The organism is Aeromonas sp. s9, from assembly GCF_040907765.1.
GTDB lineage: Bacteria > Pseudomonadota > Gammaproteobacteria > Enterobacterales > Aeromonadaceae > Aeromonas > Aeromonas caviae.
On record NZ_JBFOCK010000072.1, the window covers coordinates 54,618 to 68,413 of the forward strand.

14 protein-coding genes are annotated in these 13,796 nt (G+C 63.2%); 11 read left to right on the forward strand and 3 right to left on the reverse strand.

The genetic code is table 11. The annotated features are described in order from the left end of the window. Positions 1 to 54 precede the first annotated feature (54 nt). Positions 55 to 564 (forward strand): GNAT family N-acetyltransferase, encoded by a 510-nt coding sequence (locus AB5Y54_RS14875; RefSeq protein WP_180321021.1) that lies wholly within the window; start codon positions 55 to 57, stop codon positions 562 to 564. Between the two features lie 81 nt (positions 565 to 645). Next, a complete protein-coding gene (locus AB5Y54_RS14880; RefSeq protein ID WP_202043092.1) occupies positions 646 to 816 on the forward strand; it encodes a hypothetical protein in 171 nt (56 codons plus the stop codon). On the opposite strand, the gene tppF is transcribed toward AB5Y54_RS14880, so the two are convergent. Further along, entirely contained in the window at positions 785 to 1,399 is a 615-nt protein-coding gene (tppF, locus tag AB5Y54_RS14885; RefSeq protein WP_029313748.1) for a type IVa pilus pseudopilin TppF, read from the reverse strand. The two genes, AB5Y54_RS14880 and tppF, sit on opposite strands and share 32 nt — an antisense overlap. A gap of 40 nt (positions 1,400 to 1,439) precedes the next feature. Between tppF and AB5Y54_RS14890 the strand changes: the two genes are divergently transcribed. The 7 genes from AB5Y54_RS14890 (at position 1,440) to deoD (ending at position 8,658) form a co-directional block, all read left to right on the forward strand. Beyond that, positions 1,440 to 2,228 (forward strand): TatD family hydrolase, encoded by a 789-nt coding sequence (locus AB5Y54_RS14890; RefSeq protein ID WP_113978584.1) that lies wholly within the window; start codon positions 1,440 to 1,442, stop codon positions 2,226 to 2,228. A 213-nt stretch (positions 2,229 to 2,441) separates the two neighbouring features. Then, on the forward strand, positions 2,442 to 3,716 hold the full coding sequence (locus AB5Y54_RS14895) for a NupC/NupG family nucleoside CNT transporter (RefSeq protein WP_010673026.1): 1,275 nt from the start codon (positions 2,442 to 2,444) through the stop codon (positions 3,714 to 3,716). A 123-nt stretch (positions 3,717 to 3,839) separates the two neighbouring features. After that, positions 3,840 to 4,010, forward strand: coding sequence for a XapX domain-containing protein (locus AB5Y54_RS14900; RefSeq protein WP_010673027.1), 171 nt, complete (start codon positions 3,840 to 3,842; stop codon positions 4,008 to 4,010). Positions 4,011 to 4,397: 387 nt separating this feature from the next. After that, positions 4,398 to 5,171, forward strand: a complete 774-nt coding sequence (gene deoC / locus AB5Y54_RS14905) for a deoxyribose-phosphate aldolase (protein ID WP_039039946.1) — start codon at positions 4,398 to 4,400, stop codon at positions 5,169 to 5,171. A gap of 82 nt (positions 5,172 to 5,253) precedes the next feature. Further along, positions 5,254 to 6,585 (forward strand): thymidine phosphorylase, encoded by a 1,332-nt coding sequence (gene deoA, locus AB5Y54_RS14910; RefSeq protein WP_039039947.1) that lies wholly within the window; start codon positions 5,254 to 5,256, stop codon positions 6,583 to 6,585. A gap of 14 nt (positions 6,586 to 6,599) precedes the next feature. Then, positions 6,600 to 7,808, forward strand: a complete 1,209-nt coding sequence (locus AB5Y54_RS14915; RefSeq protein ID WP_201985205.1) for a phosphopentomutase — start codon at positions 6,600 to 6,602, stop codon at positions 7,806 to 7,808. Positions 7,809 to 7,941: 133 nt separating this feature from the next. Then, on the forward strand, positions 7,942 to 8,658 hold the full coding sequence (gene deoD / locus AB5Y54_RS14920) for a purine-nucleoside phosphorylase (protein ID WP_005341325.1): 717 nt from the start codon (positions 7,942 to 7,944) through the stop codon (positions 8,656 to 8,658). Between the two features lie 64 nt (positions 8,659 to 8,722). On the opposite strand, the gene AB5Y54_RS14925 is transcribed toward deoD, so the two are convergent. Then, positions 8,723 to 10,966 (reverse strand): PAS domain S-box protein, encoded by a 2,244-nt coding sequence (locus AB5Y54_RS14925; protein WP_368153954.1) that lies wholly within the window; start codon positions 10,964 to 10,966, stop codon positions 8,723 to 8,725. A gap of 70 nt (positions 10,967 to 11,036) precedes the next feature. Then, complete coding sequence (locus AB5Y54_RS14930) at positions 11,037 to 11,645, reverse strand: AhpA/YtjB family protein (protein ID WP_010673032.1); 609 nt, start codon at positions 11,643 to 11,645, stop codon at positions 11,037 to 11,039. A gap of 193 nt (positions 11,646 to 11,838) precedes the next feature. On the opposite strand from AB5Y54_RS14930, the gene serB reads away from it, so the two are divergent. Together serB and AB5Y54_RS14940 are read left to right on the forward strand one after the other, a co-directional pair. Beyond that, positions 11,839 to 12,843 carry a phosphoserine phosphatase SerB gene (gene serB, locus AB5Y54_RS14935; RefSeq protein WP_042864465.1) on the forward strand — a complete coding sequence of 335 codons (1,005 nt, stop codon included), beginning with the start codon at positions 11,839 to 11,841 and terminating at the stop codon, positions 12,841 to 12,843. 28 nt (positions 12,844 to 12,871) lie between these two features. Further along, a complete protein-coding gene (locus AB5Y54_RS14940) occupies positions 12,872 to 13,777 on the forward strand; it encodes an alpha/beta fold hydrolase (protein ID WP_103857989.1) in 906 nt (301 codons plus the stop codon). The last annotated feature ends 19 nt before the right edge of the window (positions 13,778 to 13,796 follow it).

Below are 13,796 nucleotides of genomic sequence, written 5' to 3' on the forward strand. Positions count from 1 at the left end.
GTCGTTTTTTTATGGTCGTGGTCGGCAGAACCACCAGGCAGGGAGGTCGGCGTGATGATTCGTATGGCAGGGGTGGAGGATGCGGCGGCGCTGGACAGCTTCTTCGGGCAACTGGACAGGGAGACCCGCTTCATGCTGTATGAAGCGGGAGAGCGCCCCTCGGACATCGCGGGGCAGCGCAGGCGGCTCGAGGCCATGGCCGCGGCCCCCAATCAGGCCATGTGGTTGCTGGAGCTGGCGGGGGAGGTGCAAGGGTTTGCCGCGCTCCTTGGTGGCGGCCTGGCACGCAACCGCCACTGCGCCCTGGTGGTGATGGGGCTGCGTTCGGGGGCGCGCGGGCAGGGATGGGGGGAACGGTTGCTGCGTACCCTGATCGCGACCGCGAGGGATCTCGGTATCCACCGGCTGGAGCTGGGAGTGATGGCCCACAACGAGGTGGCCCACGCCTTGTATCGCAAGTGCGGGTTCGTGGAGGAAGGGGTGAGACGGCAGGCCTATCGGCTGGACGAGGGCTATGTGGACGAGATTTCCATGGGGCTGCTGCTGCCGCTGGACAGGCCATGACGCCGCTGGCCCCGAGATGCTGGTCTGGGGAGTTGGATTGGGGCAGGCTTGTGGGGAAACCATCAAGACAAGGAGGCGCCCATGAAGGGGATATTGCTGCGTTGGCTGGCTCGCTACGATGCCTGGTGCCAGGAGTGGGGACTCACACCGGAGAACCGGCGCTGCTGCGCGCCGGTACGCCATGATGAAGAGGAGAAGTGCCCGGAGAAGGGCGACGACCTCACTGGAACTGGCGGGTCACGGCGCCAGTGACGCTGTTGTAGTCGAACGATAGCCCGTCGGGGTATGCCGGGAAGCGGCCAACGGAGCTGCGCAGGGTATAGCGGCAGTTGTCGTGACGAAGGGCGCCGTCAGCCTGAGCGTCTGCCGGGATGAGCCGGGAGATGTAGTCACTGTCTGAATCCTGGTGCAACTCATCGGCCACCGTCAGATCGGTATCGAGCAGGGCGCCAAACAGGCTCTCGCAGTCGTCCCGGCTGCTGACGGAGATCTGATCGCTGTCGCCACCGGGGAAGACGGTATCGGGCCCCTGACCTCCCTGATCCTCCTTGGTGCCCACCGGCCAGCCATGGCTGTTGATGTCGAGATCCTGCCTGCCCATGCCGCTAAAGTTGTAGAGTGCCAGGGGCTCCCCCTTTACCTTGACCGCCCAGCCGGCGTGAGCGAGCCGGGCGGCACTGGCAAAGCTGCCCGCCGTGGCCGAGACGCTGCTCTTGAGCCCGTCGTCCTGGATGTTGATGAAGCGGGGCAGGGCGGTCACGGCCAGGATCCCCAGCACGATGATGACCAGCACCAGTTCTATCAGGGTAAAGCCTCGGGAAACGTGTGTTGGCATGGAATGAACCCATTGAGTACGACAGACAGGTAAGCGCGACATGGAATTGATAGACACCCACTGCCACCTCGATTTTCCGGTCTTTGACGCCGATAGGGAGGCGCTGCTGACCCGGTGGCGCCAGCTGGGGGTGGGCGAGTATATCATCCCCGCCGTGGGAGAGGAAAACTGGGGGCGGGTGATGGCGCTGGCCGGGCGCCACGACGACATCCGCTATGGCCTGGGGATCCATCCCTGGTATGTGGGCAAGCAGCCCCGGGATGCACTGACCCGGCTGGAGACCCTGCTGGCGAGTCGGCCCCGTGGGCTGGTGGCCGTGGGGGAGTGCGGGCTGGATCTGCGCTCCCATGTGTCGCAGGAGGGGCAGGTCGAGATGTTCGAGGCGCAGGTGCGGCTGGCCATGGCGCATGCGCTGCCCCTCATCGTCCACTCGGTGCGTGCCAACGACACGGTCGCCAAGATCCTGCGGCGCTTCACACCGCCACAAGGGGGGGTCATTCACGCCTTCAGCGGTTCCCTGCATCAGGCGGAGGTGTTCTGGCAACTGGGTTTCAGGCTGGGGCTCGGGGGGGTCATCAGCTATGAGCGGGCCAACAAGACCCGGGAGGCGATACGCCAGATGCCGCTGGAGGCCTTGCTGCTGGAAACCGACGCTCCCGACATGCCGCTGCAGGGCCAGCAGGGGGAGGTGAACACGCCGGCCAGCCTGCCGACCATAGCCCGCTTGTTGGCACAATTGCGGCAGCAACCGCTGGAGGATGTTATTTCGGTGTTACATGACTCCACCCGGCGGCTGTTCCCCCCAGGAAATCATGAAATTAACATTTGATTATCAAATGATGACCGAGTGATAAAAAACAGGGCCCATAAAAATCGTTTGCGGTCTAATTAAACGATGTTCAGGCCGTTTGTGGCTTATAAAATGTGACCAGTATTCTATTTTGTCGCACCGTAATTAGTATAATGCGCACCCTTGATTAGCGGCTTCAATACACAAATCGTTAACAAGCTGGCAGGTGCTACTAAAGAGGAAGTGTTAATAATGAATCTGATAATGGGTCTGGTAGGGATGGCGACGCTCATCCTTATTGCGGTGCTGTTCTCCAGCAACCGCAAGGCAATCAAAATTCGTACCGTAGGTGGCGCCTTTGCCATCCAGGCCGGTCTGGGGGCCTTCGTGCTCTACGTGCCGGTCGGTCGTGACATCCTGGTGGGCGTGTCCGACGCCGTCTCCAGCGTCATCGGTTATGGCCAGAACGGCATCGAATTCCTGTTCGGTGGTCTGGTTGGCAACAAGATGTTCGAAGTGTTCGGTGGCGGTGGCTTCGTCTTCGCCTTCCGCGTCCTGCCCGTCATCATCTTCTTCTCTTCCCTGATCGCGGTACTCTACTACCTCGGCATCATGCAGTGGGTGATCAAGCTGCTGGGCGGCGGGCTGCAGAAGGTGCTGGGCACCTCCCGTACCGAATCCCTCTCCGCCACTGCCAACATCTTCGTCGGTCAGACCGAAGCCCCGCTGGTGGTACGTCCCTTCATCTCCAAGATGACCGACTCCGAGCTGTTTGCCGTCATGTGTGGTGGTCTGGCTTCCGTTGCCGGCTCCGTGCTGGCCGGTTACGCCTCCATGGGTGTCAAGATGGAATACCTGATCGCCGCCTCCTTCATGGCTGCCCCGGGTGGTCTGCTGTTCGCCAAGCTGCTGGTACCGGAAACCGAGACCCCGAGCTACGACGAGAACACCGCAGAAGGTGAGCTGGACGACAAGCCGGCCAACGTGATCGACGCCGCTGCTGCCGGTGCCTCCGCCGGTCTGCAACTGGCCCTGAACGTGGGTGCCATGCTGCTGGCCTTCATCGGCCTCATCGCCATGATCAACGGCATCTTCTCCGGTGTGGGCGGCTGGTTCGGTTACCCGCAACTCTCCCTGGAGCTGCTGCTGGGCTGGCTGTTCTCCCCGCTGGCCTTCCTGATCGGCGTGCCCTGGAGCGAAGCGGTCGTGGCCGGTTCCTTCATCGGTCAGAAGCTGGTGGTCAACGAGTTCGTGGCCTACCTGAACTTCGCTCCCTACCTGAAGGATGAAGTGCTGATCAACGGTGTGGCCATGTCCGAGCACACCAAGGCGATCATCTCCTTCGCCCTGTGCGGCTTCGCCAACCTGTCCTCCGTCGCCATCCTGCTGGGTGGTCTGGGCTCCATGGCACCGAACCGTCGCGGCACCATCGCCAAGTTCGGTCTGAAGGCCGTGCTGGCAGGTTCCCTGTCCAACCTGATGTCTGCGACCATCGCAGGCTTCTTCCTGGCGCTGTCCGGCATGTAACATCGCCTGACTGACAGGATAAAGACGAACGCCACAGCGATTTGCTGTGGCGTTCTCGTTTGGGGTGGTGACAACCGTTTTCCTGTCAAGACTAATAATAAAGTGAGTCAAATCGGAGGTTCTATGAATGAAGTGCTACTGGCAATGGCGGCCGGCTTTATCGTTGGGGTGTTGTTTTCTTTCCTCAAGTTGCCGATACCGGCGCCGCCCGTCCTCTCCGGCGTCATGGGGATCGTGGGGGTCTATCTGGGGGGCATTGCCTACTCCTGGATCCTGACCCGCTTCTTCTCTTAAGCGCCTTCCAGCGCTGGATTTGCCGGGTGTGAGGTACCTCTGAAATTGGCAAATCCGGCTTGCAAACACGGGGTATCTCGGCTGAAATAGGCGATGCCAGCAGGGTGCTGGCATTGACTAATGCCCGGTTAATCCGGGTGTTGGCGGTCAAATGGAATTGATTGGGAAGTCGGGTCTGCGTAGTCGGCCTTTCTCAAGTCTTCATGGAACCAAGTCCGCACTTTTGTAAGAAAGTGACAGGGCTCTTGCCTTATTTGCAGCCGTATTGCCTGTGCATTTGCGCTGCAATTCCATATCCCGTTGCTCCGGGAACGTCTCTGCCGACCCTTGGTGTTCGGTGAAGCCGATCGCGGGTGATGGGGCTTAACAAGACTTTGGAGACATAGCATGACTGATCTGAAAGTGGCCGCCCAACGCGCCCTGAACCTGATGGACCTGACCACCCTGAACGATGACGACACCGATCAGAAGGTGATCGACCTGTGCCACAAGGCCAAGTCTCCGGCCGGCCTGACCGCCGCCGTCTGCATCTACCCCCGTTTTATCCCCATCGCGCGCAAGACCCTGCGTGACATCGGTGCCGCCGACGTGCGCATCGCGACCGTGACCAACTTCCCCCACGGCAACGACGACATCGAGATCGCCGTGGCCGAGACCCGCGCCGCCGTGGCCTACGGTGCCGACGAGGTGGACGTGGTCTTCCCGTACCGTGCCTTCATGGCCGGCAATGAACAGGTCGGCTTCGATCTGGTCAAAGCATGTAAGGAAGCCTGCGGCGCCAAGGTACTGCTGAAAGTGATCATCGAGACCGGCGAGTTGAAGGAAGAGGCGCTGATCCGTCGCGCCTCCGAGATCTCCATCGACGCCGGTGCCGATTTCATCAAGACCTCCACCGGCAAGGTGCCGGTGAACGCGACCCCTGAAGCGGCCCGTATCATGATGGAAGTGATCAAGGCCAAGAACCCGAAAGTGGGCTTCAAGCCGGCCGGTGGCGTGAAAGACGCCGCCGTGGCGGGTCAGTACCTGGCCATGGCCGAAGAGATCCTGGGCAAGGACTGGGTATCCGCCCGCACCTTCCGCTTCGGCGCCTCCAGCCTGCTGGCCAGCCTGCTGGCGACCCTGGGGCATGGCGACAAGCCTGCCAATACCAGCGGTTACTAAGCGGCGGCAGGGGGCGGTGCGCCGCCCCCTTTCGGATCTGGTTCGGTCTGTGTTCGTGCACGGTGCACGGAGGGAATGAAAGATGTTTTTGCCTCAAGAAATTATTCGCAAGAAGCGCAACGGTGAAGCGCTCAGTACCCAAGAGATTCAATTCTTCGTTCAGGGCATTACCAACAACACCATCGGCGAGGGGCAGATAGCGGCCCTGGCCATGGCGGTCTACTTCAAGGACATGACCATGGATGAGCGGGTCGCCCTGACCTGCGCCATGCGCGACTCCGGCATGGTGCTGACCTGGGACCACCTCAATCTGGGCGGCCCCATCGTCGACAAGCACTCCACCGGCGGCGTGGGTGACGTCGTCTCCCTGATGCTGGGCCCCATGGTCGCTGCGTGCGGCGGTTTCGTGCCCATGATCTCCGGCCGTGGTCTCGGCCACACCGGCGGTACCCTCGACAAGCTGGATGCCATCCCCGGCTACCAGACCTCGGTCGACAACGACCGCTTCCTGAAAGTGGTGAAAGAGGCGGGTGTCGCCATCATCGGCCAGACCGGCGATCTCGCCCCGGCGGACAAGCGTATCTACGCGGTACGGGATATCACCGCCACCGTCGAGTCCATTGCCATGATCACCGGCTCCATCCTCTCCAAGAAGCTTGCCTCCGGGCTGGAAGCGCTGGTGATGGACGTGAAGGTGGGCTCCGGCGCCTTCATGCCGACCTTTGAAGCCTCTGAAGAGCTTGCCAGGAGCATCGTCGCCGTGGCCAACGGTGCCGGCTGCCGCACCTCTGCACTCCTGACCGACATGAACCAGGTGCTGGCCTCCAGCGCCGGCAACGCCGTGGAAGTGCGCGAAGCGGTGCGCTACCTGACCGGTGAGTATCGCAACCCGCGCATCCACGAAGTGACCATGGCCCTGTGTGCCGAGATGCTGATCTCCGCGGGGCTTGCCAGCGATGACGGCGATGCCCGCACCAAGCTGCAGGCGGTGCTCGACAACGGCAAGGCAGCCGAGATCTTCGGGCGCATGGTGACCGGCCTCGGCGGTCCCGCCGACTTCATGGAGCGCTACGACGCCTACCTGCCCAAAGCCGCCATCGTGCGCCCCGTCTACGCGGCCCACAGCGGATTCGTCACCGCGATGGATACCCGTGAACTGGGCCTGGCGGTGGTCGCCATGGGGGGCGGTCGCCGCGCCGCCGCCGACAAACTCGATTATGCGGTCGGTCTGACCGACTTTATCCGCCTGGGTCAGAGCGTCGATGCTGACAAGCCGCTCGCCCTGATCCACGCTCAGACAGAAGCTCAATTTGCCGAGGCTGCCCGCATGGTGCAGGCTGCCGTGAAGATCGGCGACACCCGACCAGAGGCGCTGCCCGAGGTTTACCGTCGCATCGGTCTGGCTGATTTGTAACAAGGGGAAGTCCCATGAAACGTACCTTTATTCTGATGATGGACTCTTTCGGTATTGGTGCTGCCGCCGATGCCGACAAGTTCGGCGACGTGGGGGCCAATACCCTTGGCCATATCGCCAAGGCGTGCGCCGTCGGTGAGATCGAGGGCCGTGGCGCTCTCAACCTGCCAAACCTCAGCAAGCTGGGTCTGGGCCACGCGGGCGAACTCGCCAGCGGCACCTTCCCGGCCGGACTGAACAAGGACATCGAAGTGGTCGGCGCCTACGGCTTTGCCCAGGAGCTCTCCTCCGGCAAGGACACCCCGTCCGGTCACTGGGAGATTGCCGGCGTGCCCGTCTTGTTCGAGTGGGGTTATTTCCACGACCATCACAACAGCTTCCCGCAGGAGCTGCTGGATGCCATCGTCGAGAAGGCCGGTCTGCCCGGGTATCTGGGCAACTGCCACGCCTCCGGTACCCAGGTGCTGGACGATCTGGGCGAAGAGCACATGCGAACCGGCAAGCCGATCCTCTACACCTCTGCTGACTCCGTGTTCCAGATCGCCTGCCACGAAGAGACCTATGGCCTCGAGAAGCTCTATGAGCTGTGCCACATCGTGCGCGAGCTGCTGGAGCCCTACAACATCGGCCGCGTCATCGCGCGTCCGTTCGTGGGCAGCGGCAAGGGCAACTTTAAGCGCACCGGCAACCGCCACGACTACTCCGTGCTGCCGCCGGCGCCGACCGTGCTGGACTACATGAAGGAAGCGGGTGGCCAAGTGGTCTCCATCGGCAAGATCGCCGACATCTATGCCCAGCAGGGCATCACCAAGCAGGTGAAGGGGACCGGTCTGACCGAGCTGTGGGACAGGACTCTGGAAGAGGTGAAAGCGGCCGGTGACCAGACCATCGTCTTCACCAACTTCGTGGACTTCGACTCCTCCTACGGTCACCGTCGCGACGTGAAGGGCTACGCCGATGCGCTGGAGTACTTCGACTCCCGCCTGCCGGAGCTGTTCGACCTGCTGCAGGATGGCGACGTGGTGGTGCTGACCGCCGACCACGGCTGTGACCCGACCTGGAGCGGTACCGACCACACCCGCGAATACATTCCGGTACTGTTCTACGGCAAGCCGGTCAAGGCGGGCTCCGTCGGTCGTCGCGAGACCTTCGCCGACATCGGCCAGAGCATCGCGGCCTACCACGGCCTGCCCAAGCTGCAATACGGTACCAGCTTCCTGTGATGGTGACCCCGGGCCGGTTCGCCTGCCCGGGGTGCCACAGGGCCCCGGTTTCCTATAATGTACCGCCGCCGCGCAGGCAGCGGACAATCCATAAAGACAATAAAACTCAACCTAGTGTGAAGGAATAAAGAGAATGGCAACTCCTCATATCAATGCGAAAGATGGCGCCTTTGCTGATACCGTGCTGATGCCGGGCGACCCCCTGCGTGCCAAGTACATCGCCGAAACCTTCCTGGAGAACGTCGAGCAGGTGTGCGACGTGCGCAACATGTTCGGTTTCACCGGCACCTACAAGGGTCGTCGCATCTCCGTCATGGGTCACGGCATGGGCATCCCGTCCTGCTCCATCTACGCAAAAGAGCTGATCACCGACTACGGCGTGAAGACCCTGATCCGCGTGGGCTCCTGCGGTGCCGTGCGTGAAGACGTGAAACTGCGTGACGTGGTGATCGGCATGGGTGCCTGCACCGACTCCAAAGTGAACCGTCTGCGCTTCAAGGACCACGACTTCGCCGCCATCGCCGACTTCGACCTGGTGGCCAATGCCGTTCAGGCCGCCAAGAACAAGGGCGTGGCCGTGCGCGTGGGCAACATCTTCTCAGCCGATCTGTTCTACACCCCGGACCCCTCCATGTTCGACGTCATGGAAAAATACGGCATCCTGGGTGTCGAGATGGAAGCCGCCGGTATCTATGGCGTGGCCGCCGAGTACGGTGCCAAGGCGCTGACCATCTGCACCGTCTCCGACCATATCCGTACTGGTGAGCAGACCACCTCCGAAGAGCGTCAGCTGACCTTCAACGACATGATCGAAATCGCGCTGGACTCCGTCCTGCTGGGTGACAACTGATCCCCCTCGCGCATAAAAAAACGGCGGCCCTCGGGCCGCCGTTTTGCATTTTTGCGAAGCACGGTCAGAGATCGAGGGCGAAGCGCCCCTTGCCCGACTGCTTGGCCTGGTACATGGCGGCATCGGCCCGGTGCAGCAGATCGTCGATGTGACAATACTGGCCCGAGTGGCAGAGGGCGCCCCCTATGCTGTCGGCAAGGGGCAGCCGATGACCGGCCACGTCTCCAGGAACCGCCATGGCCGCCAGCAGCCGCTCGCACAGGGCAGGCAGCTCCTGCGCGGGTTGGCGCAGGGCAGGCAGTATGATGGTGAACTCGTCACCGGCCAGGCGCGCCACCATGTCCCCCGGGCGCACCTCGGCACTCAGCACCTGGGCGAAGCGTTGCAACAGGGCATCGCCGACATGGTGGCCCAGCCTGTCGTTGATCCCCTTGAAGCCGTCGAGATCGAGGAACAGCAGGCCCAGGGGGTCGGCATTCTGGCGCACCCGCTCCAGCTCCCGGGAAAGGCGCAGGGTGAAGGCGCGCCGGTTGGGCAGGCCGGTGAGGGGGTCGTGAGCCGCCTCGTGTTCCAGCTGGCTTTGCAGCGCCTTGAACTCGGTGATGTCGCTGCCAAGGATGTAGACCCCGGGCTCGTCGCCCCGGCTCGGGATCATGGTGATCCTGAGGTCACGCTGACCTATGGGCAGATCGAAGCGGCGCTCGAAACTCACCTGTTCACCGGCGAGGGCCTTTGCCACATAGGCCATGGCCCTGTCGTGGGCCTCCTCGCCGATGACGTCCCGTACGCTCATCTCCCGCATCTGTTCGGTATCGAGCCCGAAGTAGCGGCAATAGGCCTGGTTGGCGAACAGGTAACGCCCCTCGGGTGACACCATGCTGATGGTGACCGGCAGGCCATCGGTGATGGCCCGCAGCCGGGCCCGGCCACGCTCGATCTCCGCGAGCACCTGGCGGCGGGCCGTGATGTCGTGCAAAAACAGGGCGATGCGCACCTTGCCGTCGAACTGGTAGCGCTCTGCGATCACCTCGACCGGGATGTGCCAGCCTGTGCGGGTGATGATGTCGCATTCCAGCCGCCGTGGCGGACTCTGCGGGTTGCCTGACAGACTCAGCAGGGGGTGATCGGCGCCAAGCAGCCCTGAGAGGGAGCGGCCCAGCATCTCGTCGGCGTGCCAGCCGAGCAGGGTGGTGGAGGCCGGGTTCCAGCCTGTGATGATGAGATCGGCATCGAGCTCGAGGAAGGCGTTGCTGGTGTGCTCCAGCATGTGCTGCAAGCGGCGCTGCTCCTGCCACAGCAGCTGCTGCATGGCGCCGCGCTCGCGCATCTCCTGATGCAACTGCTCCACCGTGCGGGAGAGCTCCCGGGTCCGTGACTGCACCTGCTGCTCGAGCCCTTGCTGCAGCCGCACGAGTTCGGCTTCGGCCTGTTTGCGCTCGGTGAGGTCGGCAAACACGGCGATCATGTGGGGGGCCATGGTGCGGCTCTGGCAGAGGGTCACGCTGAGCTGGACCCAGCACTGGGTGCCATCGGCCCGGATCATCCGCTTCTCCAGCCGGTAATCCTGCCGTTGCCCCGCGATCAGGGCATCGAACAGGGGCTGCTCCCGCTGCAGATCTTCGGGATGGGTCATGGCGAGCCAGGTCCGGCTCAGCATCTCGTGCTCGCTGTAACCGAGCAGCCGCTCCAGCCCCGGGTTGGCTCTCAGCCATTTCCCCTCGAGGGAGGAGAGAGCCATGCCCACCGACGACTGGTTGAAGGTAAGGGTGAAGAGATGCTCCTTGTCTTCCAGCACCTGGTTGAGGGTGCGCACCTGGTGGCGTCGCTCCAGATCGTGCAGGGTGTTCTCCACCAGGCGGCCGAAGTCGTCGAGATCCCGGCAGGCATCTTCGTCGAGATGGCGCGGCACATGGTCCACCAGGCAGAGGGTGCCGAGCACCACGCCATCGAGGGCGCGCAGGGGGCGGCCGGCGTAGAAGACCACGCCGGGATCATCGGTCACCAGCGGATTGTCGGCAAAGCGGAGATCCCGTCTGGCATCCGGTACCTGCATGATGTCGGGGCGCAAAATGGCATGACCGCAGAAGGAGTGTTCCCGGTTGATCTCGCACATATCGACCCCGGTGCGGGCGAGAAACCACTGCCTGTTCACGTCGGTCAGGGAGACCATGGCGATGGGGAGTGCGAAATGCCGGGTGATGAGCCGGGTGAGGCGATCAAGCTGATCGATGGGCTCGTGGTCGAGCAGGCCGAGGATGCGCAGTCGTTCCAGTCGACTGTGTTCATCCAGCGGCAAGGGGGGGGGCAATCATGTGGCTCTCCTGCCAGTGATCTTGCCAGTGTTATATACAAGCCGGAGGATGGGATCCACCCCCCGCTTATTGCGGAGCGGCGGGTTTGCTCTGTTTCTTGTGCTTGCGCACCCGCATGTAGTTGCGACGCACCCCGTAGGAGATGAGCAGGCCGGCCAGCAGCATCACCAGCAGCATCAGGCGCTGTTTCTCCTGGTTGACCTTGAGATGGGTATCTTGTGCGGCCAGCAGTTTCTGCTCTTCCAGGGTGATCCTCAGATAGCCCAGGGTCAGGTTTCCGTCCTGGATCTCCTGGACAAACTGGATGCGCCCCTTGCCCTGCTCCGGCAGGGATTTGTTGTCGCTGCCGATGGGTAGCAGGCTGTCCAGCGGCAGGGCGTTGTCCGACTGGGCGAGGGGAATGCCGCGGGCGTCATAGAGGGTGACATCCAGAATGTCAGGCTCGGCGGCCAGATCCTGCGCCAGTCTCTCCAGCTCGCTCTCCTTGTCCTCCTTGATCCAGCGGCGCATGTCCCGGGCGGCATAGGCGACCAGCGCCTGTGCCCTGTCCCGTGCCGCCGCGTGCAGGGCGGCCTGGCTCTCTCCCTGCATGTGGATGAGCAGCACCAGCACCCAGAGACCGAGCAGGACTCCCGCCGCCAGACTGACAACACGTTTGATGGGAAGATGACGCACAGAACCGGGCCTCTGGTAATGGATGAGCGGGGCTGGCTGGTGCCCCGGTGCCGCGAAGCGGGAAACAGGGTGGTCTGTTTCTATGTCTGCCCGCACCGCAGGCGGGATCTTGGCGCTTGCCTGTACAAAAAGCAATACGCTACTCTGGGCCCGCATGATGAACCCCATGATTTCCAAGGAAGGCGTCTCTCTTATGTTGTTGTCCCAACTTCCCCGCTCCCTGCACGACTGGTCCGGGGCCCTGAGCTGTGCCCCCTGCTGGCAGCTTACCAACGAAGCCCTGCTGCCCGCGGCCAACGCCCACGACAGCGCCTGGATTGTCCTGTTTGGCAAGGGGCTGGAGGCCGGTCATCTGGCCCGCCTGGCCCAGCAGCTGGATGCCCTGGGGCTTGAGTCAAGCCTCTATCCCGCAGGGGAGCAGGCCGATATTCCGCTGCTGCTGCTTGGCACCAACCGCTTCTCCCCCGAGCTGGTGCAGGTGCTCAAAGCCCAGGAGTGGGACATCGACCTGTGTCATCTGGCCGCCCTGCCTACCCTGAGTGAGCCCGGTCTGCTGGTGATGGACATGGATTCCACCGCGATCAGGATAGAGTGCATCGACGAAATCGCGCGGCTGGCCGGGGTCGGTGAGCAGGTGGCGGCCGTTACCGCGGCGGCCATGCAGGGCAAGCTGGAGTTTGCCGACAGTCTGCGTGCCCGGGTGGCGCTGCTGGAAGGGGCGCCGGTCACCATCCTCGACGAGGTGGCGGCCGACATGCCCTGGATGCCGGGCCTGCCACTCATGGTCGAAACCCTCAAGCAGGCTGGCTGGAAGGTGGCGATCGCCTCCGGTGGCTTCACCCGCTTTGCCGGCGAGTTGCAGCGTGCCCTGGGTCTGGATGCCATTTTCGCCAACGAGCTGGCGATGGAAGGGGGCTTGCTGACCGGCAAGGTGAGCGGCCCCATCGTCGATGCCGCCGCCAAGGCCGAGGCACTGCAACAGCTGGCCTCGGAGTACGGGGTGGCTGCATCCCAGACGGTCGCGGTCGGCGATGGTGCCAACGATCTCAAGATGATGGGGGTGGCGGGGCTTGGCATTGCCATTCATGCCAAACCCCTGGTACGTGCCCAGGCGGCGGCGACCCTCAATCACCACGATCTGGAAGGGGTGCTCTGCCTGCTCGGCGCCCTGGCTTGTCGCGACCGGCGCTGGTGCTGATCCCGCTCAAGGAGGAGCCGATCACGAGATGGAACTGTTACAGCAATCCCTGTTTGTCCCCTGCGGTGAGCATCGACTCCATGTGCGCCATATCCAGCCCGGTGTCGCGGTGCATGCCGACCCCATCCTGATGGTGCACGGGGCCATCGAGAACGGCCGCATCTTCTACACCGAATCGGGCAAGGGGCTGGCCTGCTTTCTGGCTCGCCACGGGTATCAGGTCTATGTGGCGGATCTGCGTGGTCGGGGTCTGAGCACACCGACCATCGCCGAGCGGGCCGGCCACGGTCAGCATGAGCTGATCACCGAGGATCTGCCCGCTCTGCAGCGCTGGGTATCGGCCCGCCATGCCGGTGCCCGGGTGCACTGGATGGCCCACTCCTGGGGCGGCGTCATCATGGCCTCGACCCTGGTGCGCTTCCCCGAGCTGGCGGAGCAGGTTGCCAGCCTGGTGTTCTTCGGCACCAAGCGGGGGGTCTCGGTGCAGAACCCGGAGCGCTGGTTGAAGGTGGATCTGATCTGGAACCGGCTCGCCCCCTGGTTGGCGCGCCGCCGGGGATTTCTGGCCGCCCGCCGGTTGAAGATAGGGGCCGATGATGAGCCCCTGCGCTACCTGCAGGAGACCATTCCCTGGGTCAAGTGCGGGCCCTGGCAGGATCCCTTTGACGGTTTCACCTATGACGAGGCGGCGAGCCGGGTCAACTGGCCCCCGCTCTGGATGATTTCCGCCAAGGCGGACAAGGTACTTGGCCACCCCGTCGACGTGCGCCGCTTCAGCGACGAGATGGGCTCGGCCGCCCGCCACACCCGCCTTGGGCGGGACAACGGCAACCGGCTCGATTACGACCACATCAACATGCTGACGGCGCCCCAGGCACAGGAGGATCACTTCCCCGACATCCTCGCCTGGCTGCGCAACCCCCAGGCTGCCTGATAGACAAAAAACGGGCACT

Coding starts and splice junctions, on each gene's coding strand:
- deoA (WP_039039947.1), top strand. CDS start 5,254: ATGTTTTTGCCTCAAGAAATTATTCGCAAGAAGCGCAACGGTGAAGCG.
- AB5Y54_RS14880 (WP_202043092.1), top strand. CDS start 646: ATGAAGGGGATATTGCTGCGTTGGCTGGCTCGCTACGATGCCTGGTGC.
- deoC (WP_039039946.1), top strand. CDS start 4,398: ATGACTGATCTGAAAGTGGCCGCCCAACGCGCCCTGAACCTGATGGAC.
- serB (WP_042864465.1), top strand. CDS start 11,839: ATGTTGTTGTCCCAACTTCCCCGCTCCCTGCACGACTGGTCCGGGGCC.
- AB5Y54_RS14895 (WP_010673026.1), top strand. CDS start 2,442: ATGAATCTGATAATGGGTCTGGTAGGGATGGCGACGCTCATCCTTATT.
- AB5Y54_RS14900 (WP_010673027.1), top strand. CDS start 3,840: ATGAATGAAGTGCTACTGGCAATGGCGGCCGGCTTTATCGTTGGGGTG.
- AB5Y54_RS14940 (WP_103857989.1), top strand. CDS start 12,872: ATGGAACTGTTACAGCAATCCCTGTTTGTCCCCTGCGGTGAGCATCGA.
- tppF (WP_029313748.1), bottom strand. CDS start 1,399: ATGCCAACACACGTTTCCCGAGGCTTTACCCTGATAGAACTGGTGCTG.
- AB5Y54_RS14915 (WP_201985205.1), top strand. CDS start 6,600: ATGAAACGTACCTTTATTCTGATGATGGACTCTTTCGGTATTGGTGCT.
- AB5Y54_RS14875 (WP_180321021.1), top strand. CDS start 55: ATGATTCGTATGGCAGGGGTGGAGGATGCGGCGGCGCTGGACAGCTTC.
- deoD (WP_005341325.1), top strand. CDS start 7,942: ATGGCAACTCCTCATATCAATGCGAAAGATGGCGCCTTTGCTGATACC.
- AB5Y54_RS14890 (WP_113978584.1), top strand. CDS start 1,440: ATGGAATTGATAGACACCCACTGCCACCTCGATTTTCCGGTCTTTGAC.